Raw genomic sequence first — 20,363 nt, forward strand, 5'->3', positions numbered from 1 at the left:
CGTCAGCGGCAAAGCGAGTAGCCTGGAACGGAGATCACCTTCATTTGACTTAGGAGTGTTCACAAAGAGTCCCTTGACCATTTAGTTTTTCAACAACAAAAATAGACCTCTACCTAAAAGCAGAGGTCTATTTTTATGTTGTTGAAATACTATTATGTCAATGACATCAGGGTGACAAATTAAAAAGTATAGTCCTTTTTCAAAACGAGGGGTTGATCTCCGTTCCGACTGAGTGCTTTCCTCGGGGCGTCCGATGAGCCGCTTGGGGCAACAGATGTTTTTTGCGCGAAAGCGAAGCGGCAGCGGCAAAGCGAGTAGCCTGGAACGGAAATCACTTTCATTTGACTTAGTAGTATTCACAAAGAGTCCCTTGACCATTTAGTTTTTCAACACTATGAAAATAGACCTCTACCTAAAAGCAGAGGTCTATTTTATTTTTAACTTTTATCAAACTTCTCGTTAACCCATTCTTTAAATAATTCATAATCAGTATAAACGACTTCCTTGTAGCGCATTGCTTGTAAAATACTACTTTCCACAAATACACGGCGCTCTTTTCCGATGGCATTTAAAATTTCCTCTTCACTATGATATGTGAAAACCTGTGAGTAATCCACATCGGCACGGGCATGAATCTTAGCTGCAATTTGGCCCATAGTCGCAGTAGTTGTAAAATAATCCTCTAAATCCCGATAGTTTTTCGGCTTTACCTTTTTCTTATAAGGAGAGCGCTCTCGAATATAGTATTCCTGACCATTCATTGTGACATAATCAAGATGTGGGTCCTCTAGATGATGCATGGCTTTTTGAGTGCTGACTACACGGGCTCCTTGATGCTTATAATTCTCCCAAAATATCTCATTATATGGCAAAAAGTAAGCTGGAATGGCTGTGCGTACCTCCTTCATTTCAAGCACTAAATCGTCTATTCCCAACGAATCTGTTAGTCCCTCAACTAAAATATAATAACGTTTCAAGCCTATAGATGCTGTTCCTGAGCCATATTTGATGGCTATGTCTTTAATTTTATAGCTTGAATATACAGAGGTGATAGCAGCATATTCCTCAGCAGAGACGGGCTGAACCTCATCATTCCATTGGAAAACACGCTGACCAACATCGTTAATGTATGTTATATCCTGTAAAAAATGAGAGCGTTGCCGTTTTTCAAGCTTTTTCAACACACGTTTAATAGGCCCTTTTGTATTGTGTTTAGTAAATGTTAGTGTGAGTGGATCATCCTGCTTACGTTGAAATCGTTTTAATTGATTGATGTAGCTATTTAGAAAATGATGGATAGCCGTTTCCTGAGCAGCCTGATGTAAGCCCTGCTCCTCAAGATATAGTGCAATACTGACACTCATGCGAATAAGATCATAGAGATAAGAGCCGACATAACCTTCATCGAAATCATTAACATCAAATACAATGTCGCCTGTTTCATTTTGAAATGCTCCAAAGTTGTCCATATGCATATCACCCTGTATCCATGTTGGCTTAACATCAGACGTATGGAATATAGAAGGGGATTTTGTAACATCAAAATAAAATAAGTAGGCACTTCCACGGAAGAAGCGAAAGGGACTTTCTAGCATCGTATCATACTTTTCTTTACGTTGCTGTTCGCTTAATTTCATACGCTGTACATCAAACTCTTCAAAAATAGTTGCCAGCAAAGATCTTCTTAAATGTAAGCGTGTATCCTTTACTTGCTCTAACAATGTATGTTCCATCATTTATTCCTCTTTTCATTTTTTTACAACTATATACTGAGAATAAAGGAATAAGTTTCGATTGTTAAGTAGAAGAATGAATTTTTTTGACGGCACTTATTGTTGAAAAATTTATCGAGCGGACTCGATAAAAAAAGTGAGAGTATTCTTGTACAAACGCGTATTTGATAACATGTTCATTTTCAAATTATCATACTATATTTACATGCTAAGTCCCGGAGGGGGGTTATATGTATTTTTTTACGAAAGGTCTGGTCATTCTTATAGGTAGTACTGCTGTATCGTTAGGGATTAATTTATTCTTAACGCCCTATCAAATTTTAGATGGGGGAGTTGTAGGAATAGCACTAATTTTATACTACTTGTATAAGTTAAAAATTGGCTTAATGATTATCATCATTAGTATTCCTATTTTTATTATAGCTTGGTATAAATATAGAACGTATTTTTACAATAGCATACATGGATTAATTGCCTCTTCATTTATTATTGATTTACTGAAGCCTGTTCGCAATCTTATTCAAATCGAAGCCATCTATAGTGCCATATTGGGTGGGATTCTTATGGGATTTGGAATAGGACTAATGCTTAGATTTCAGACAAGCACTGGTGGTACAGATTTAATTGCGCAGTTCATATGCGATAAAACAGGCATTAATGTCGGGATACTTATTTTTATGATTGATTCTATTGTTATTGTTGTAGGGGGGCTGCTTTTATCCTCTAGTACATTGATGCTGTCCATTATCACCGTATTTGTTGTCGGTATTACTACCAGTTTAATGACTAGTCATCCATAAAAAATAGCCTCAGTCAGACTGAAACTATTTTAAAGTTCTTAGCGAGAGCTTTTCATCATTCTTTTTTTAGGATGAGCAGGTTTGACCTCTGCAATAAATATAGCAAGTAAAATTAGTACTGCACCTACAACCATGCGACCTGTTAATACCTCATGTAAGAATATTACAGACAATACCATACCGAAGAAGGATTCTGTCGACAAAATAATTGCAGCCTTTGTAGCGGAAGTATATTGATTTGCCACATTTTGAAATAGGTAGGCAAGGGTAGTTGAAAAAATAGCTAAATATATAATAGAATAAATGGCTTCCTTTTCAAGTGTAGTAGGGATGTCACCTTGACTGACTACAACCAGAATACCTAATAATGATGCTGTGATAAATTGAATAATTGTCAGGGCAATGGCATCTTCCTTTTGGACAAAGAGGTTTGTACAAAAAATATCAAAGGCGAATGCAACAGCGCATGCTAAGGAAAGTGCGTCTCCTATATTCATTGTTAATGAGCCCTGTAGTGATAAAAAACCGATTCCGACAATAGCCACTATTGAACCAATAATTTCATAACCGTCTATACGGCGTTTGTAAACGGCATATGCGATTAATGGAACGACAATAACATTGACTGCTGTTAAAAAGGCATTTTTAGATGGGGTTGTATATTGTAAACCCACTGTCTGAAGAGCAAAGGCAATGTACAATATGGTGCCTAATATAATCCCTTTCCAAATTACCGATTTCGAAGCTTTTTTTAATCTGTAGCCAAATATAGCTGTTAGTATAATAGCGGCTAATAAAAATCTCCCTGCCATTACTTGATAAGCTGTTAAATATTCTAAAGCGATAGCCGTTATAACAAATCCGCTACCCCAAACGATAGCTGTAACTAAAAGCATACCGTCAGCCATATATTGTTTCATCTTTCTTCCTCCTAACTTTACTAGAATAGCATGAGATGGAGGAAATTATTTTGATTTTAATTCTAAATATTCAGGCGTTTCTTTGTACTTATTCCAAAGCTGTAATTAATCACTCATTTTGCTATGTAATAAGTACAATTTAACGGCTGCTGCGAGTCGTTCATAGAAAACATACTCATTATCAATAGGTGCTAATAGCTGACGAATTTTTGCCATGCGATAGCGAATAGTATTTGGGTGGCAAAAATGGGCAACCGCTACTTCTTTGATATTGCCTTTTTTTATAACAAAGGTCATGGCGGTTTTTATTAAATCAGGATCAGCCTTTTCCTCAAGTAAGGGTCCAAGATAGCTATTAACATAGTCCATAGCAAATTTAGCGTCCTTACGGTGTAATTCAATTAACAAACAATCTGATGCAAGGGCTTCGTAATGACGGTTAGGGATAGCTTCAATGTCAGCCATGATGCGTGCATAGTAGGCCTCTCGAACAGCAATTGAGAGTTCCTGTTGAGTTACGTGACGACCGCTATAGCCAAAGGTCATTGATTCAGTTGAAATTGCATACATCACTAACCATTCATTTAGAAATTTTTCAAATTGAAACTGGTCAGATGAATGTGTAAATAAAATAAAGAGACTCTGTTTGTAAGAGCAAATCATTCCAGATTTCATTAAGGGCTCTAATTGAAATAGGGGTTGCATCCATTGATTATCTGCATATTCTTGTACTTGAATATTGACGGCAAATACATATTTATCAAAGGGCTTATTGACTTGCTGTAAGAAGGATTTTATTTGTTCATAAGGAACGTCCTCTTCGATAAGACGTCTCATCATCGTTTCTAAAAAGAATGAATAATCCTGTGTTTTTGCATAAGCCATCGTTTCTAAAATGATTTTTTCAAAAAATTCATCTCCCCCAAATCGTAATATTGGGAAATTGTTTTCATCTGCATACATTAATACTTCCGCAGGTAAATCCTTGAAGATTACAGGCTTATAAGCTAAAGCACTTGCCCCGAGCTCAATTAGATTTTTCACCGCATTCAATAAATATTCTGGTTGCTGTTTAGCAAATAATAAGCTGCTTAACACAACACTATTTGGTGTGAAAATCGTGTCACGTACAGTTTGAATATCAGGTGAAAATTCAAAGTCTAGAATTTCGACATTTTGAACTGATTTATGTAATCCATTGTGACCAGCAACGACTGTAAAATCTTTTGTAATAGGTAGTTGTAAAAAGTTCTCTACGTTCATAGGAATATCAAGCAACCTTTCTTGAGATTGAGCTTCTACTACTTATTATAAAAGTAATTGTCAATAAAATTCTATTAGTATTGATGAATCGCAGATAACATACTCTCAACGAAAAAAAACTGCTGACATTACATCAGCAGTTTTCTAGTAAAATATCTGTTTTATTTTTAAAGATTTGCAAAAATATTAGGCTTTCTATTTTTCAGCGGATTCGTTTGTTCGATCGCATAGCCAACATTCAGAATGAGACCCTCTTTAAAGGCAGGTCCTATGATTTGAAGGCCTACTGGTAAATTGCCCTTAAAGCCACAAGGAACGGAAAGGGCAGGTAATCCTGTTAAGTTACTTGGACCAGTAAAACGAATGATATTGTCAATTAAATCAACCTTTTCACCATTTAAAGTGGCAAAATTATCACCGATAGTACTTGCCACTACAGGCAATGTAGGTGATATTAACACATCTACCTGATCAAATATTTGAGTAAATTCTTGTTTAATTTGTCGACGGACTTGCTGAGCCTGTAAGTAATCCACTGCAGAAGGTAATTCACCTAGCTCGAATAACAATCGGATATCATCACCAAAATCCTGTGGTCTGCTTTGTAAATCTGAATGATGGATGGCTGCAGCCTCTGAAAGGGAAGTAACCAGCTCAGCCCATTCAGCATATTGCAGGGAAGGGATACGAACAGTTTCAACTTTTGCACCCTGATCCACTAAGCCTTGAATGCTTGCTCGCACAGCCTTTTCTACATCTGAATCAACGCGATTAAAGAAATAATCTTCGTTGATGCCAATAACTAAACCTTTTACATCACCTGAGATTTGCTGACTATAATTCTCAGTTGTGACATTTACACAAGTAGGATCTCTATGGTCAAAACCAGCGATAATTTCAAGTAGACCTGCCGCATCTTTGACTGTCTTAGTCATAGGTCCAATATGATCTAGGCTCCAGGCAAGCGGGTAGCAACCATACTTGCTTACACGTCCATGAGTGGGCTTTAAGCCAACAATCCCACAGGCGGATGATGGAATTCGAATGGAGCCAGCAGTATCAGTCCCTAATGAGGCAACACTAGCTCCTGCTACTACTGCCGCGCCGGAGCCACCACTAGAGCCTCCAGGAATCTTCTCTAAGTCCCAGGGGTTGCGAACGGGTCCATAATGAGGGTTATTATTGGTAATCCCCCAAGCATATTCATGCATGCTTAATTTCCCTGTGAAAATCACACCAGCATCACGAAGCTTTTCTACGACAGTCGCATCATAGCCTGATACGAAGTCTTTATGAATCTTGGAAGACATCGTTGTAATTTTATCTTTAAAATACAGATTATCTTTTAAAGCCATGGGAATCCCGTGGTACATTCCACGATACTGTCCGTTTAAGATCTCTTTTTCTACAACTTGTGCCTGTGCTAAGGCCTCTTCACGATAAAATGCCATATATGCGTTAATCTTTGGCTGACTTTCTTCTGCAAAATCTAAGATTGCTTTCGTCAATTCGACAGGGGAAAGTTTTTTAGCCTCCAGTAAAGGTGCCAGCTCTTCAACAGATTTTAAATGTAAATCAGTTGTCAATATGATCACCTCCAGGAAGATTACGGATAGCAATATCAGCGTCATCGATAGCGATTCCTTCTAAATTACCTCGAAGCGACCACATGCCTTCCCAGCGTATTTTTAATTGTTCAAGGTGTTCAGATTTTGGTGTAATTCCTTTGTTTTCCAATATTTGTTGAATAGACAAGCTCATTAACAGGATCCTCCTTGAAAAATAGTTTTTATCTAAATAGGTTTCCCTATTAAGAACAAATTTTTATAAAAGGTAATAAAATACTATTATTGCAAGCATACACTAATTATAAAATATATCAAATTTGTTATATTTGAATAGTTTGTATATTATGAAAAATGTACTATGGTTAAAAATAATTAAAAAAGCTTACTTTTTAAGAGAGCATTGGTTTTGATTGATAGAAATATAGTGCTTGGGCTATCTCTTTTTACATCCTATTCACAGTATATTTACAATAAAGGGGTACAATAGATCATAATAACCAATTTAAGAGGTGCGAGAATGGAGTCTGTTGTGAGACAAAGCATAAAAACTAGTAATGTATTTTCTTATTTGAAGCATTTATATGAGCAGCATCAAAACAATACATTGTATATAAAACGTTTAAAGGCATTAAAGCAAATTATTCAAGAAAATGCTTTACATACTTATTTTCAACCGATTGTCGATATTCAGACTATGCAGACAATGGGGTTTGAAGCGCTAAATCGTCCAGAGCCTTCTCAACTGTTTTCAAGTGTCGATCAGTTTTATGAATTTGTTGGACAAACTGACTGTGTTTTTTTATTTGAATGCTTTTGTCGTAACCTTTCATTACAACGTTTTAAAGAGAGGTTACACGGAGATTTGATAAATAGAGATTTTTTAGTTTTTCTAAATATACATCCGAATGTTCTGCTAGATAAGAAATATCATAGTGGTGAAACCTTGCAATTATTAAAAGAGTTAGGCATTAAACCCCAGCAGGTTGTATTTGAGCTGACAGAGCGTAGTGCAGTAATAGATTTTGTAGAGTTTGAACGTGTGTTATCACATTATCGATCACAGGGCTATCGAATTGCAGTAGATGATGTGGGTTCAGGCTATAACAGCTTAAAAACACTTATTTATTTAAAGCCTGAATTTATTAAACTAGATCGCTCTTTAATTCAATTTATCGATCAGAATAGTGAACAGCAGCAGCTGGTGTCATTGCTGGTGGGATATGCGGAGCAGGTAGAAACAAAAATTATTGCAGAGGGTATTGAACGGCAAGAGGAGCTTGAATATTTGCATAAGATAGGTATTCATTATGCCCAAGGATATGCGATAGGAAAGCCCGCAAAGGAAATACATTTAGGGAAAATAAGGATGGGTGACCATGAAGATAGGGGAAGTCATTGAAACTGTTCCTTGTATTGATGAATTTGTGAAAAACAAAGAGGTGGATTTACTGTTTACCAGTAATCTATCATTGCGCAGTGTTGTTGTTGTCAGGGATGAGAGACCAATTGGGCATATTACACGCACACATTTCTATCAAAAAATTGGTACACGTTATGGCTATAATTTATTTATGGGACGTCAAAACCAACTTATTATTAAGGACAATCCGTTAATGGTAGAACATCATACGCCTATTACTGAGGTCAGTACAGTTGCAATGAGTAGACCTCCAGAGGATTTATATGATGATGTTATTGTTACACGGAATGGTCTATATGTTGGTGTAGTTAGCATTCGCGAATTATTACTAAAGCTTGTAGACACGCAAGTAGCTATTGCAAGCTTCTTAAATCCATTAAGCAGCCTTCCAGGTAATAAATTAATTGATGAAAAACTAGAAGAATCGTTGTTATTACCACAGTATAGCTTAATCTATTTTGATTTAGATCATTTTAAATCCTATAATGACACGTACGGTTTTAATAAAGGAGATAAAATCCTACTATATTTAACTGATATTTTGAAAAGAAATATCGTTGGTGTGGAGGACTTTTTAGGGCATATTGGCGGAGATGATTTTGTCGCAATTCTTCCTCATTATGATACCACTCCAATTTGTGAAAGAATTATAAACGAATTTGATGCTCAAATTTTAGACTTTTATGACCTAGAGAATTTAGCTACATTACAGATTCATAATAGAATGGGGAAGCTAGAGCCCTTTAAATGTACATCTCTATCAGTCGCGGTGATTACCAATCAAAATCAACAATTCACCTCTGTCAATCATTTATCAGATGCTGTGACGCGTGTAAAAAAACAATGTAAAAAGATCTCAGGAAGCTGTTATTTAATTAATGAATACAAAAAAGAACCCTACCTCGTTCATTAATTGAGGTAGGATTTTTAGTTTCTATAATTTTAATAAGCACTCCAACCAGCATCGGCTGCTAATGCCACACCATTAATTAGACCAGCGTCTTCTGAGGCAAGGAATAGAGCAATGTTAGCGATATCAGAAACCTGTCCAGCTTCTGGCATCAGTTGTATACCACGAATAGATTGTTCCATTCCGAATGGGTCAACATTTGTCATTGTTGCCGCAAAGCCAGTCTCTACATGTGCAGGTGCAATAGCGTTACAGCGAATGTTTTGTGAACCATAGTGAGAGGCAATATTTTTTGTCATACCAACTACAGCATGCTTGGCAGTTGTGTATGCTAAGCCTCCTCGTCCTCCTGTAAGACCAGTAATAGAGGACATATTAACAATTGTGCCACCGCCATTTTCAACAAATATCGGCAAAACTTGACGAATCGCACGCATCATACCAGTTACATTAATGTCTATTACGCGCTGCCAAACAGTATCTTCTACATTCGCTGCTGCTTGCATATTGTCACCAACTCCAGCGTTGTTGACTAAAATATCAATACGACCATAATAATTAATGGTATTAGCAATCATTGCACGAATATCTTCCTCTACAGCGACATCTACTTTTACTCCAAATGCTTCATAGCCAGCTTCCCTAAATTCAGTAACAGTTGTGTTTAAGGCATTGTCATTAAAATCAGCAATGACCACTTTTGCACCTTCGATAGCATATTTACGTGCTATTTCTTTTCCTATTCCTGCACCACTACCAGTTATAATAGCTACTTTATCTTGTAATTTTCCCATAAAGAAACTCCTCTCTAATTGTAAAAAAAGGTTTAGTGTTAAACTAAATTTATTATATTCCGTGTTTGGGGCATAATCAAAGAAAAGGAATCGTTTTCAATTTAGGAAATTATTAATCTTAATAAAACATACTTGAATTATAGGGATTATGGGTATATAATTCGATTTACATCATAATTAAGCATCATAGGAGGATTTACATTGTCTACATTACAAATCATTCTTAACGTAGCTGTTTTGCTCGTCTTCGTTGGAATTTTATATTTTATGAACAAAAAACACGTTAAGTTTTCAAATCGTGTTTTTACAGGTTTAAGTCTAGGAATTGCACTTGGTCTTGGACTTCATTTAATTTATGGTATCGATTCTGAGGTATTGGCTAAAACGACATCTTGGTACAACATAATCGGTACTGGTTATGTGAAATTGCTACAAATGGTTGCTATGCCATTAGTGTTTATTTCTATTTTAATCGCCTTTACAAAAATGAAGGTGGGTAAGAATTTTGGTAAAATGGCTGCATTAATTTTAGCAATTTTAATTGGTACGACAGCTGTATCAGCAGCAGTAGGTATTTTATCAGCAACTGTATTTGATTTAGATGCATCACAAATTATGCAAGGTGATGCAGAAACAGAGCGTGGAGCATATATCGAAGAAAAAACTTCTGGATTAGCTGCACCAGATTTACCAACACAAATTATTGAGTTATTCCCAGCAAACCCATTCCTTGATTTAACGGGAGCTCGTTCAACATCAACGATTGCGGTCGTAATTTTTTCAGCATTCTTAGGCTTTGCCTATTTACGTGTAGCACGTAAGGATGAAGCGATGGGCGCAACGATTAAGAAGGGTCTAGATGCTATCTATGCATTAGTAATGGGTGTTGTAACAATCGTTTTACGTTTAACACCATACGGCATACTTGCCATTATGGCACGTACAGTAGCAACATCTGATTTTGGGGCAATTTATAATTTAGGTAAATTTGTCATTGCATCCTATGCAGCACTATTTATTGTGTTATTAGTACACTTATTAATCTTAACATTGAGTGGTTTAAATCCATTTACGTATTTGAAAAAATCTGCAGAAACATTATTATTCGCCTTTACATCACGTTCAAGTGCTGGTGCTTTGCCAATGAACATTAAAACGCAAACAGGTCGTCTAGGTGTACCAGAAGGAATTGCGAACTTCTCAGGTTCATTTGGTTTATCGATTGGTCAAAATGGCTGTGCGGGTGTCTATCCTGCTATGCTAGCCATCATGATTGCGCCTACAGTTGGCATTAATCCACTTGATCCAGTGTTCATCATTACTGTGATTGCAGTGGTGGCAATTAGTTCATTTGGTGTAGCTGGTGTTGGTGGTGGTGCAACATTTGCAGCAATTCTAGTCTTATCAGCTCTTGATTTACCAGTTGCGCTTGCAGGTATTTTAATCTCTGTTGAACCATTAATCGACATGGGACGTACTGCACTAAATGTAAGTGGCTCTATGACAGCGGGTGTCACAACTGCACGTGTAACCAAAGAATTGGACACAGATATGTACAATAATAAAGAATTAGGTGCTCAAGTAGCGGACCTATAAAAATGTAAGAAGGAGCTATTCTCATTTGAGAGTAGCTCCTTCTTAGTGTGAAAAATTAAATAGTCAAGGGACTTTTTGTGAATATTTAGTTAAAATGAAGGTGATTTCCGTTCCAGGCTACTCGCTTTGCCGCTGACGCTTCGCTTTCGCGCAGAGCAAGGCTTCCAGTGGGCGAGCGACGAGCCGCTTCCTGCGCTAGAGGAACGAAGACTAAGTGCGTCACGTCCTGTGACAATTTATCTGTGCGAAAGCGTAGCGACAGCAACAACGCCTTCGTGACCAACATCGTGTTGGCCTCAGTTTCTCGTCTGTCTCGCTATCCCACGGGAGTCGAGTAGCCCTGCACTCCAATCAACAATAGTGTAGAACTTTAAATATTTTCTTCCCTCAAAAGAAAAGTAAAGTAAAAGCATGTTACTCACCATCATTAAGTGGATAGAATAGTGGTACAAATTCTACAGCTGTTAACCTACATTTTATGCGTAAAACTACTTTGTCACTTTACATAAAGTACTCCTCTGTTTTCGCATAGAAAATTGTTATCAAAGCTCCATTTTTGCACAATATAATGATGGCTAAGACTCCAAATTTATCACTATATATTTGTTTGAATTGCCAGAAGAAAATACTATGAGCAAAGGTTGATTGGAGTGTAGACTGAGTGACTCCTCGGGGATACAGCGTCACAGATGAGACCCTGGAGCGAGCTACGCGAGTGAAGCGGCTCATCGGACGCCCCCAGGAAAGCACTCAGTCGGAACGGAGATCAACCCCTCGTTTTGAAAAAGGACTATACTTTTTAATTTGTCACCTTGATGTCATTGACATAATAGTATTTCAACAACATGAAGGAGCTATTCTCATTTGAGAGTAGCTCCTTCTTACATTTAGAATTTAAATTATTTTGACATAAAAATCCTTGCCGTTAATTAGTTCACTAAGTTCAATGGCATAATTGGTTTTATAGTAATCATAGATATTGCGTGCTAACCCGGAGTGACCATTTAAATATGTTCCCTTGATAATTTCCTTACGTGGATTATGGAAATCAAAATATAAGCGTGAATCGTGGCACATTGTATCCAAAATAGCTTTAAACTCTTGTTCTTCAATATGAATCCCGCGCGTATATTTGCATTCTCTGCGATACGTATCATGGGAAACATTGACCGGAGAAGGCTCAAGAATCATTTCGATTTTTTTATTCAAATGTCAACAGCTCCTTTTAGGATATTAGCAACATGACTAGTTGAAATTCAAAGATGGCTTTTAATGAGTTAACCTTATAATTAAGTATATAATTGTCAGAAAATTATATCAATATTTTTCTACCAATCTTGCTGCTGTATTTCCTCAGCTATTACTTGTAAATCGTAGGCATTTATCATTAAAAGTGTGTAATCGTGAGTGTCCATATACTTTTCAGCTAGACGCTTCATATATTTTGGAGAGCCCTCGTTTTCTTCGTCGTAAACTAGTAGCAGACCATCTGTGTTTTGGATGATAAATTTATCCTTCTCGATAAATTGCCATGGAGCCTCATATGGCTTTTTCGTAACACTCGTCACAAAATCTGCTTGAGCTACTAAGGATTGATATGCTTCCTTTTTATGGTCCTGCCAATTTTTATCCTGCTCTAAAAAAGGGGTGATGATAGCATATTTTAAATGAGGAAATTCTTTTCTTAATATAATAACAACTTCCACAGCCCATGATTCCACCCCTTGCTGACCACTAATAATAACCCATTCTAAACCTTCATCAATAAGTACACGCAGACGGTTTTCAATTGCTTTTTTTATGATGGCAATGCCAGGATGCTTGTCATTGAAAATTCCTAATTCATGTGGTTTATAGCCTGTAATGATGATTCGTTGTATCAATAGGAAATCCTCCTAGGTTTAAGCTTTGTTATAGTAATTATACAATACGAGGCAATGGAAAAGAGTACGATATATTGTTGAAGAAGGCTATTGGAAGATTACAGTTCTAATAATTCTAGTTATTTGGTTAAGTTAATTACTATATAACTAAAATTATGTTTTACATAGAAAAATAGTAGTCTACTTACTTAAATAAGAAAAGTGTAGTTTAGTTTAATAAATCATTTTTCTGAAAATTTTGTTGCCTTTTGTAAATGATTAAGGTTATAGTTGAAATGTTAAATATTTTACAATTGAGTATATAATAGTAAATATAAATAAAATATGCATTTTATGTTTATTTTAGTAAAGGAGTTAGATAGAGTGATCCAATTTCAAAATGTTAATAAACATTATGGAGATTTCCATGTTTTAAAAGATATTAATTTAACAATTGAAAAAGGTGAGGTTGTTGTTATTATTGGTCCTTCAGGCTCTGGAAAAAGTACTTTACTCCGTTGCATAAATCGTTTAGAAACCATTTCTGATGGATTGTTAGAGGTAAATGGAGTGGAGATTAACAACAAAAAAACAGATATAAATGATCTGCGTAAAAATATTGGTATGGTATTCCAGCATTTTTATTTGTATCCACATAAAACAGTTCTAAAAAATATAATGCTAGCTCCTATGAAAGTAATAGGAAAATCGGAGGAAGAGGCGAAGAAAACAGCTTTGTATTACTTAGAAAAAGTAGGTATTCCAGATAAGGCGAATTCATTTCCATCGCAATTATCAGGGGGACAACAGCAACGTGTTGCAATTGCACGTGGTTTGGCAATGAGTCCTGACATTATGTTATTTGATGAACCGACGTCTGCACTTGATCCAGAAATGATTGGAGAAGTGTTGGATGTTATGAAAGCGCTAGCACGAGAAGGAATGTCGATGGTAGTTGTGACACATGAAATGGGGTTTGCTCGTGAAGTGGCCGATCGAGTGATTTTTATCGATAAGGGTCAAATTTTGGAGGATGCTAATCCAGCGGAATTTTTTAGTGAACCGAAAGAAGAGCGGGCTAAATTATTTTTAAGCAGGATTTTCAATCATTAATAACTTTTCAGAGAAAAGAATAGGGGGATTTTCAATGTTTAAAAACAGAAAATTTTTAATGTTCACTCTACTTATTGCTCTATCTGTGCTTGTCCTAGTAGCCTGTGGTGGAGGCGATAAAGAATCAAAGGATAAAGACTCTTCAGGTGCTGCGTCAAAATCAGCATTAGAAACTATTAAAGCGAACGACAAAATTGTATGGGGTGTTAAAAACGATACAAAGTTATTTGGTTTAAAAAATCCAAGTACTGGTGAAATTGAAGGTTTTGACGTAGATATTGCAAAGGAGCTTACAAAAATTATTCTCGGTGATGAGACAAAATTTGAATTTAAGGAAGTAACATCTAAAACACGTATACCAATGTTAAATAATGGTGATATTGATGCAATTATTGCAACAATGACAATTTCAAAAGATCGCAGTAAAGAAGTTGATTTTTCTGATGTTTATTTCGAGGCGGGACAATCGCTTTTAGTAAAAAAGGGTAGCTCAATTAAGAGTATTAAGGATATAGATCAAAACACAAAAGTAATTGCTGTTAAAGGTTCTACATCGGCAATTAATATTCGCGAAAAGGCTCCAAAAGCTCAAGTTCTAGAATTTGAAAACTATGCAGAGGCATTTACAGCATTAAAAGCTGGCCAAGGTGATGTATTAACGACGGATGATTCGATTTTATATGGTATGGCTTCAGAGGATGATAGATTCGAATTAGTTGGTGGACAATTCACAGAGGAGCCTTATGGCATTGCAATGAAAAAAGGTAGTGATGATTTTGTAAAAGCTGTTAATGACGCGCTTGCAGAATTAAAATCAAATGGTAAGTATGATGAAATCCACAATAAATGGATTAAGAAATAATTTATTATAAAACAATTTTTAATGTAACGAGCAGTCATATGAATATCCTCATGAATGTGGTGTTCAATAGGTGTATGACTGCTTGTTTCAATTTGGTTATTTAGTTCTATTCAGCGAGCTTTAATATATATCGATTGAATAAAGTTAATGTTTCTACTGGGGGTTGCGAATTTTGAAATTTAAAAATGCAAATGTAACTATATCGGCGGAACGTATTGGATTGGAGTGAAAATTGAATGCTAGATTTTACTATTCTTTCAGATAATATGGGGATGTTTCTTGAGGGTTTTAAAAATACTTTAGTTGTAAGTTTGTTAGCATTGGTTGGTAGTTTTATTCTAGGAACATTAATCGCTGTATTTCGAATTGCCCCCATCAAACCCTTGAACTGGATTGGTACAATTTATGTCGAATTTTTCCGTAATATTCCGTTGTTAATTATTTTATTTTTCATCTTTGTGGGATTACCAGTTTTAGGTGCTCGATTTAGTGGATTCCAAGCGGGCACAATTGCGTTGACAGTATATACTGCTGCTTTTATCGCAGAGGCTATTCGTGCAGGTGTTTTGTCTGTACATAAAGGCCAAACAGAGGCAGCAAGATCTTCAGGTTTAACGTATATCCAAACTAAGCGTTATATCATTCTACCTCAAGCTATTAAAATTGTTATTCCTCCATTAGGCAATCAATTTTTGAATCTCGTGAAAAACTCATCGATTTTAACTATTGTTGCTGCAGGCGAGCTAATGTATCAAGGTGATTTGATTTCTTCAAGAACTTTCGTAACCTTTGATGTGTATATTTTTATAGCGTTTTTTTATTTAATCATTACGCTTCCGTTAAGCTATGGTGTTAATCGTTTAGAAAAAAGCTTAGCGAAGAGCAACTAGTAGGGGGTTAGATAAATGGACTTTATTGGAGCATATAGCCCTGATCATTTTGTTTTTATATTGAAAGGTTTTTGGGTGACGCTAAAAGTTGCAGGTATTTCTATTTTATTGAGCTTTATTTTAGGGGCAATTCTAGGTATTTTTCGTTTTGCCAACATACCCATAATTGCGCAAATTTCAGCTGTTTTTGTTGAAGTGATAAGAAATTTACCACTATTATTAATTATTTTCTTTGTATACTTTGCCTTGCCAGAAGTAGGAATTAAATTAAGTATTACATGGTCTGCTATTTTAGCCCTGACAATTTTTGAATCTGCAATGCTAGCAGAAATTATCCGTAGTGGCTTAAACTCTGTACATAAAGGGCAGATGGAGGCAGGTCGTTCGTCTGGTTTATCTTATATACAAACATTATGGTATATTATTTTACCACAAGGGGTACGACGTATGGTTCCTCCGATCGTTAGTCAGTTTATTTCACTTCTAAAAGATACATCGCTAGCAGTTGTTATTGCGCTACCCGAGATGATGCATAATGCACAAGTAATCAACGCTCAAAATATTAATTATATTATTCCTGTTTTCATTTTAGTTTCTATTATTTATTTCATTGTAAATTTTGCACTTTCTTTAGTTGCACGTCGTTTAGAATTGAATGTAAGTAATTAATAAATTATATTATTTATAAAAGTTAGAAGCGATCCTATTTATAGTGCACCCCTAAACTTGGATATATTTATCTAGTTTAGGGGTTTAATTTTCAAAATGATAGTTAAAGAGGGTCTATCTATTAGAAAGAAATGTTAATACCACAGCTACAGCTGCACAGATGCCTAAAAACCACCATGTGTCTGTGAAGTCCTCTTTGGTGTCACTATTCATGTGTTATCTGTCCTTTCTTCTTAATCTGCCCATTCCATGACCAATTTGTCCATGCTCGCAGTATTGCTTCGAATGGTCCGCGTTTAAATTTCTTTAAATAGGCAATGCTAAACGCACATTGCAAGCTATAAACTACAATTCCGAATACAATGCCGCCAAAAACGCCCAGTTTGCTATATAAGCCTAGTCCATATCCGTAAAAGATTGTTGTACAAATCATGGTTTGCATTAGATAATTGGTAAGTGATAATTTACCAACACTTTCAAAGGCAGGAGAGAGCAATTGAACAGGACGAGATTTAAATAATAGTGCTGCTAGGCAGACATAGCCAATTGCTAAAAGCTGTGAGCCTCCCATTAACAAGAGATTCGAAAAATTATTTTCTATAAAACTAAAGCTTTTACAAGCAATCCCTATCGGAACGAGTAATGAACCTAGCTTATACCATTTCTTCTCATCCTCCATATTCACAAATGCTTGCTTTTTAGCAAGTCCCATACCAAGTAGGAACAATGGGGCATAGAAGATAGGTGCAAATATAAGGATGATAAAAATAAATGCAGGATCATCCATTCCAGGAGGTAAAGCATTTGCTCGAAAATCAAAAATTTCTAAATAGCTTCCATGTGCATACACATCATTGGCTTGCTCGATGTAAGTTGCTAACTCTTTTTGTTCTTTTTTATTTGGATCCATATAACCGAATGTTAAAGCAGTTGTCAGTACAAAAAGAATTCCTGCCCAAATAAAAAGTGTTTTCGGCTTACGGTTAATAAAAGGGAGTAAAAATAGAGTCATGCAGCCATAGGATAGAAGAATATCTCCCTCCCATAGTAGTGTGGAATGAAGCCAGCCAAGTACAATAAGCCCAGTGGCACGACGTAAAATGGACCAGCGACTTTTATTTTTTCTTTTTCGAATGGATTCAATCATTTTAATAAGAGAGAAGCCAAATAAAATTGTAAAAATAGGCATGAATGATCCTTCGATAAAGATTTTAACAAAATATAAAGCACCATTATCGATGGTTGAAAGATGCTGAAGCTCATCTTTACCATACATACCAAATTGGAAAATCAGTAAATTCGCCATTAAGATGCCAAATAAACTAAATCCACGCATTGTATCAATGAAGGTTACACGGTTTGTTGTCATTGCGTTTTATCTCCTTAATTGGTTATCTTATACATAGTGTACTTGGTGAAGCTTATGGTGAAATAATGACAGCCTTAAAGTAATCTTAAAAGTAGGTGATAGAATGCAAGATGCGTCAATTTTAGTGTTAGAGGATGAACGTGCTATTGCGGAGATGATTGAAATTATCTTAAGAAAAGATGGATTTTTAAACATCACATTATGTAGCACAGTGCAAGAAGCGAGAAAGAACTTAGAGATGAAAAGCTTTGATTTTTACTTATTAGATATAATGCTGCCAGATGGAAATGGGATAGATATGGCGAATCTTATTCGTGAACGTAGTGATGCACCTGTATTCTTTTTAACTGCCAAGGGTAGTGATGCAGATAAGCTTAGGGGGTTTATGAACGGTGCAGATGATTATATTACGAAGCCATTTAATCCACTTGAGCTGGTAGCGAGGGTGAAGGTACAGCTTGGACGCTATCTAAAAAAGAAGGATGTACGACAAAACAATCTTTTTGCATGTGGTCGATTTACATTTGATATTGATGCGGCAGAGATAACAGTGGATGGGATAAAGGAAATTATAAGTGGCCGATTGTTTCATCTATTAAAATATTTATGCGAAAATGCTGGACAGGTATTATCAAAGGAGCAAATTTATGAGCGTGTATGGGGCGATTGCTTATTCGATGATAATACTGTGATGGTGCATATTCGAAAACTACGAGAAAAAATAGAAAAAAATCCAGGTAAACCAGCGTGCATTATAACTGTTAGAGGTATTGGTTATAAACTTGTTGGAGATGTTCTTTCATGAAGCCTGCCAGAAAATTAACACTTCGCTTTGTGTCTTATTTCATTGTATTTTATTTGCTAATTATCTCGGGTTTTATCATTAGTTTAGTGTCCTTCGGAATCTTTATCAATAAACGAGTGGGCGACAATATTCATGTAATGAGCTCCTATGAAATTAAAGATGATGCTATCGTAGAAAAGGGAGCATCCATTCAAATTGCTGATTATTTAGTAAAGAGAGCGAAGGAGAATGCAGGGCAATTATATTTATTCAATCAGTCCATGAACATTGTTGATTATACAGGAGACTTGTGTGAGCTATGCGGAATGTCCGATAGTGAGATAATGAATCTTAAGAAACCAGGTATGCATACGTGGGAGATTCCTAATTATTATTTATTATTTCTGCCAGTATCACCTGTTCAGCCACTTTTTGAGAGCGCACTTCAAAGTTGGAAAGAAGAAGGTGAGATATCCACAGAACTACTCCAACGTATTCAGGATAAAAAGGCAGCTATTGAAATCTATAATGAGCAATGGGACCGTGTAGAAGTTATTGGAGAGCATTATAAAAAGCTCCATAAGCCACAATTACTAGAAGAAAAATATGATATTTTTGAGCATGCAGAGTTAACACAGAGTGCAGCTTTAGAGAACAGCTCAACGCTGGTTGTACGGATGCCCAATCCATCGTATAAGCCATTTGAGGAGCCCTTTAATAAAGCAATGCTGTTATTTATCTCCATCTTTTTTGGTGGACATATTATTTTGTTAATTGGTGTTATTTTTTTATCTATAAGCATTTCCCGTCAATTTGTACGACCACTTGTTTATGTATTATCTAGAATTGATCGACTTACTCAGTTTGATTATAGTGAGGTAAGTGATAAGAATATTCATCATCGGAAGACAGGGAAGCTAAAAAGGAAATTTAAATTATTTCAACCTGTGGATGAATCTCTCAACCATTTATCAGAACGACTTACTTTTAACGAAAGGCAAATTAAACAGGCAGAGCAATTACGTGAAGAGTGGATTACGGGGCTATCACATGATTTAAAAACACCTCTTAGCTCAATTTATGGTTACTCCACTATGCTTGCTTCAGAAGACTATCATTGGTCAATGGAGGAAATGCGTATTTTTGCAAGTACAATGCAGGAAAAGGCAACGTATATGGACGCACTTATTCAGGATTTGACCTATACGTATCAATTGAAAAATAAAGCCATTCAACTTGAAAAAGTGCTGTTACCGCTTGCCTCGTGGCTACCGAAGTTCGTAGATGAGCAAGTATCTGTAAATGTCTATGGAGATGTTATGCTAGAAGCAGATGAGCTTTTATTAAAACGTATTTTAGATAATTTGATTACCAATGCTAAGAAATATACACCTAAAGGCACCAAAGTAATGGTGGAGGCACAGCAAATCAATAAATCTATAGTAATGACAATCACGGACCAAGGACCTGGTATACCGCAGGAAGAGCTAGATAATTTATTTGAACGATATTATCGAGGTACTAATACGACAGATGATACTACTGGTACAGGGTTGGGATTAGCTATTACTAAGCAATTGATTGATCTGCATAACGGATCAATCAACGTTCGTTCAGACTCAGGTGGCACAGTTTTTGTTTTAACATTTCATTGTAAATCGCAATAAAAATAGGGGTAGTACAAGTGATGATTCACTATGTACTACCCCTTGTTGTCATTCTAGTTGAAATTTCAGCATGAAAGTGTAATTTTTTAGGGGATTCCCCCTATATGAAGTCTATTTTCTAACAATTAGTATAAAGATACAAA

The 20,363-nt window shown here is 36.0% G+C and carries 20 protein-coding genes; 10 read left to right on the forward strand and 10 right to left on the reverse strand.

Annotation, left to right across the window (positions count from 1 at the left end; translation table 11 throughout):
- Positions 1 to 437: 437 nt before the first annotated feature.
- Positions 438 to 1,733, reverse strand: a complete 1,296-nt coding sequence (locus ACQKIM_RS10525) for a DUF2252 domain-containing protein (protein ID WP_427543085.1) — start codon at positions 1,731 to 1,733, stop codon at positions 438 to 440.
- Between the two features lie 230 nt (positions 1,734 to 1,963).
- Between ACQKIM_RS10525 and ACQKIM_RS10530 the strand changes: the two genes are divergently transcribed.
- Positions 1,964 to 2,533, forward strand: a complete 570-nt coding sequence (locus ACQKIM_RS10530; RefSeq protein WP_427543088.1) for a YitT family protein — start codon at positions 1,964 to 1,966, stop codon at positions 2,531 to 2,533.
- A gap of 38 nt (positions 2,534 to 2,571) precedes the next feature.
- Here ACQKIM_RS10530 and ACQKIM_RS10535 read toward each other — a convergent pair whose 3' ends face one another.
- The 4 genes from ACQKIM_RS10535 to ACQKIM_RS10550 all read right to left on the reverse strand — a co-directional run bounded on the left by ACQKIM_RS10535 (position 2,572) and on the right by ACQKIM_RS10550 (position 6,477).
- Positions 2,572 to 3,453, reverse strand: coding sequence for a DMT family transporter (locus ACQKIM_RS10535; RefSeq protein WP_427543091.1), 882 nt, complete (start codon positions 3,451 to 3,453; stop codon positions 2,572 to 2,574).
- A 105-nt stretch (positions 3,454 to 3,558) separates the two neighbouring features.
- Positions 3,559 to 4,716: a PucR family transcriptional regulator gene (locus ACQKIM_RS10540; RefSeq protein WP_427543094.1), complete on the reverse strand. Its 1,158-nt coding sequence runs from the start codon at positions 4,714 to 4,716 to the stop codon at positions 3,559 to 3,561.
- Positions 4,717 to 4,883: 167 nt separating this feature from the next.
- On the reverse strand, positions 4,884 to 6,302 hold the full coding sequence (locus tag ACQKIM_RS10545; protein ID WP_427543097.1) for an amidase: 1,419 nt from the start codon (positions 6,300 to 6,302) through the stop codon (positions 4,884 to 4,886).
- Positions 6,292 to 6,477: a hypothetical protein gene (locus ACQKIM_RS10550; protein WP_427543099.1), complete on the reverse strand. Its 186-nt coding sequence runs from the start codon at positions 6,475 to 6,477 to the stop codon at positions 6,292 to 6,294. Before ACQKIM_RS10550 ends, ACQKIM_RS10545 begins: the two co-directional genes overlap by 11 nt.
- Before the next feature lie 324 nt (positions 6,478 to 6,801).
- On the opposite strand from ACQKIM_RS10550, the gene ACQKIM_RS10555 reads away from it, so the two are divergent.
- A complete protein-coding gene (locus ACQKIM_RS10555; RefSeq protein WP_427543102.1) occupies positions 6,802 to 7,683 on the forward strand; it encodes an EAL domain-containing protein in 882 nt (293 codons plus the stop codon).
- Complete coding sequence (locus ACQKIM_RS10560; RefSeq protein WP_427543105.1) at positions 7,661 to 8,617, forward strand: GGDEF domain-containing protein; 957 nt, start codon at positions 7,661 to 7,663, stop codon at positions 8,615 to 8,617. The genes ACQKIM_RS10555 and ACQKIM_RS10560 overlap by 23 nt, the downstream gene beginning before the upstream one ends.
- A 29-nt stretch (positions 8,618 to 8,646) precedes the next feature.
- On the opposite strand, the gene ACQKIM_RS10565 is transcribed toward ACQKIM_RS10560, so the two are convergent.
- Positions 8,647 to 9,408, reverse strand: a complete 762-nt coding sequence (locus ACQKIM_RS10565) for an SDR family oxidoreductase (protein ID WP_427543108.1) — start codon at positions 9,406 to 9,408, stop codon at positions 8,647 to 8,649.
- Between the two features lie 201 nt (positions 9,409 to 9,609).
- Between ACQKIM_RS10565 and ACQKIM_RS10570 the strand changes: the two genes are divergently transcribed.
- Positions 9,610 to 11,004, forward strand: a complete 1,395-nt coding sequence (locus ACQKIM_RS10570) for an L-cystine transporter (protein ID WP_427543111.1) — start codon at positions 9,610 to 9,612, stop codon at positions 11,002 to 11,004.
- Positions 11,005 to 11,505: 501 nt separating this feature from the next.
- On the opposite strand, the gene ACQKIM_RS10575 is transcribed toward ACQKIM_RS10570, so the two are convergent.
- From ACQKIM_RS10575 to ACQKIM_RS10585, 3 genes are all read right to left on the reverse strand, one after another.
- Complete coding sequence (locus tag ACQKIM_RS10575; protein WP_427543114.1) at positions 11,506 to 11,733, reverse strand: hypothetical protein; 228 nt, start codon at positions 11,731 to 11,733, stop codon at positions 11,506 to 11,508.
- A gap of 165 nt (positions 11,734 to 11,898) precedes the next feature.
- Positions 11,899 to 12,213, reverse strand: a complete 315-nt coding sequence (locus ACQKIM_RS10580; RefSeq protein ID WP_283870433.1) for a hypothetical protein — start codon at positions 12,211 to 12,213, stop codon at positions 11,899 to 11,901.
- A 119-nt stretch (positions 12,214 to 12,332) separates the two neighbouring features.
- Positions 12,333 to 12,887, reverse strand: coding sequence for an SLOG family protein (locus ACQKIM_RS10585; RefSeq protein WP_427543117.1), 555 nt, complete (start codon positions 12,885 to 12,887; stop codon positions 12,333 to 12,335).
- A gap of 363 nt (positions 12,888 to 13,250) precedes the next feature.
- On the opposite strand from ACQKIM_RS10585, the gene ACQKIM_RS10590 reads away from it, so the two are divergent.
- The 4 genes from ACQKIM_RS10590 to ACQKIM_RS10605 all read left to right on the forward strand — a co-directional run bounded on the left by ACQKIM_RS10590 (position 13,251) and on the right by ACQKIM_RS10605 (position 16,400).
- Positions 13,251 to 13,979 carry an amino acid ABC transporter ATP-binding protein gene (locus ACQKIM_RS10590; RefSeq protein ID WP_427543120.1) on the forward strand — a complete coding sequence of 243 codons (729 nt, stop codon included), beginning with the start codon at positions 13,251 to 13,253 and terminating at the stop codon, positions 13,977 to 13,979.
- 34 nt (positions 13,980 to 14,013) lie between these two features.
- A complete protein-coding gene (locus ACQKIM_RS10595) occupies positions 14,014 to 14,841 on the forward strand; it encodes a transporter substrate-binding domain-containing protein (RefSeq protein WP_427543123.1) in 828 nt (275 codons plus the stop codon).
- 236 nt (positions 14,842 to 15,077) lie between these two features.
- Complete coding sequence (locus ACQKIM_RS10600) at positions 15,078 to 15,731, forward strand: amino acid ABC transporter permease (RefSeq protein ID WP_427543126.1); 654 nt, start codon at positions 15,078 to 15,080, stop codon at positions 15,729 to 15,731.
- A 15-nt stretch (positions 15,732 to 15,746) separates the two neighbouring features.
- Positions 15,747 to 16,400, forward strand: a complete 654-nt coding sequence (locus tag ACQKIM_RS10605; RefSeq protein ID WP_427543129.1) for an amino acid ABC transporter permease — start codon at positions 15,747 to 15,749, stop codon at positions 16,398 to 16,400.
- Between the two features lie 205 nt (positions 16,401 to 16,605).
- Here the strand turns inward: ACQKIM_RS10605 and ACQKIM_RS10610 are convergent, their stop codons facing one another.
- Complete coding sequence (locus ACQKIM_RS10610; RefSeq protein ID WP_427543132.1) at positions 16,606 to 17,769, reverse strand: DUF418 domain-containing protein; 1,164 nt, start codon at positions 17,767 to 17,769, stop codon at positions 16,606 to 16,608.
- Between the two features lie 103 nt (positions 17,770 to 17,872).
- On the opposite strand from ACQKIM_RS10610, the gene ACQKIM_RS10615 reads away from it, so the two are divergent.
- Both ACQKIM_RS10615 and ACQKIM_RS10620 read left to right on the forward strand, forming a co-directional pair.
- Positions 17,873 to 18,574, forward strand: a complete 702-nt coding sequence (locus ACQKIM_RS10615; protein WP_427543135.1) for a response regulator transcription factor — start codon at positions 17,873 to 17,875, stop codon at positions 18,572 to 18,574.
- Complete coding sequence (locus tag ACQKIM_RS10620; RefSeq protein ID WP_427543138.1) at positions 18,571 to 20,220, forward strand: sensor histidine kinase; 1,650 nt, start codon at positions 18,571 to 18,573, stop codon at positions 20,218 to 20,220. The genes ACQKIM_RS10615 and ACQKIM_RS10620 overlap by 4 nt, the downstream gene beginning before the upstream one ends.
- Positions 20,221 to 20,363: the final 143 nt, after the last annotated feature.

Origin of the sequence: Lysinibacillus sp. NPDC047702 (assembly GCF_050272555.1) — a bacterium.
Classification (GTDB): domain Bacteria; phylum Bacillota; class Bacilli; order Bacillales_A; family Planococcaceae; genus Lysinibacillus.

Excerpts from the sequence above, each read along its gene's own strand:
- ACQKIM_RS10525 (WP_427543085.1), bottom strand. The coding sequence starts at position 1,733 with ATGGAACATACATTGTTAGAGCAAGTAAAGGATACACGCTTACATTTA.
- ACQKIM_RS10530 (WP_427543088.1), top strand. The coding sequence starts at position 1,964 with ATGTATTTTTTTACGAAAGGTCTGGTCATTCTTATAGGTAGTACTGCT.
- ACQKIM_RS10535 (WP_427543091.1), bottom strand. The coding sequence starts at position 3,453 with ATGAAACAATATATGGCTGACGGTATGCTTTTAGTTACAGCTATCGTT.
- ACQKIM_RS10540 (WP_427543094.1), bottom strand. The coding sequence starts at position 4,716 with ATGAACGTAGAGAACTTTTTACAACTACCTATTACAAAAGATTTTACA.
- ACQKIM_RS10550 (WP_427543099.1), bottom strand. The coding sequence starts at position 6,477 with ATGAGCTTGTCTATTCAACAAATATTGGAAAACAAAGGAATTACACCA.
- ACQKIM_RS10555 (WP_427543102.1), top strand. The coding sequence starts at position 6,802 with ATGGAGTCTGTTGTGAGACAAAGCATAAAAACTAGTAATGTATTTTCT.
- ACQKIM_RS10560 (WP_427543105.1), top strand. The coding sequence starts at position 7,661 with ATGAAGATAGGGGAAGTCATTGAAACTGTTCCTTGTATTGATGAATTT.
- ACQKIM_RS10565 (WP_427543108.1), bottom strand. The coding sequence starts at position 9,408 with ATGGGAAAATTACAAGATAAAGTAGCTATTATAACTGGTAGTGGTGCA.
- ACQKIM_RS10575 (WP_427543114.1), bottom strand. The coding sequence starts at position 11,733 with ATGAGCCGCTTCACTCGCGTAGCTCGCTCCAGGGTCTCATCTGTGACG.
- ACQKIM_RS10595 (WP_427543123.1), top strand. The coding sequence starts at position 14,014 with ATGTTTAAAAACAGAAAATTTTTAATGTTCACTCTACTTATTGCTCTA.
- ACQKIM_RS10600 (WP_427543126.1), top strand. The coding sequence starts at position 15,078 with ATGCTAGATTTTACTATTCTTTCAGATAATATGGGGATGTTTCTTGAG.
- ACQKIM_RS10605 (WP_427543129.1), top strand. The coding sequence starts at position 15,747 with ATGGACTTTATTGGAGCATATAGCCCTGATCATTTTGTTTTTATATTG.
- ACQKIM_RS10610 (WP_427543132.1), bottom strand. The coding sequence starts at position 17,769 with ATGACAACAAACCGTGTAACCTTCATTGATACAATGCGTGGATTTAGT.
- ACQKIM_RS10615 (WP_427543135.1), top strand. The coding sequence starts at position 17,873 with ATGCAAGATGCGTCAATTTTAGTGTTAGAGGATGAACGTGCTATTGCG.
- ACQKIM_RS10620 (WP_427543138.1), top strand. The coding sequence starts at position 18,571 with ATGAAGCCTGCCAGAAAATTAACACTTCGCTTTGTGTCTTATTTCATT.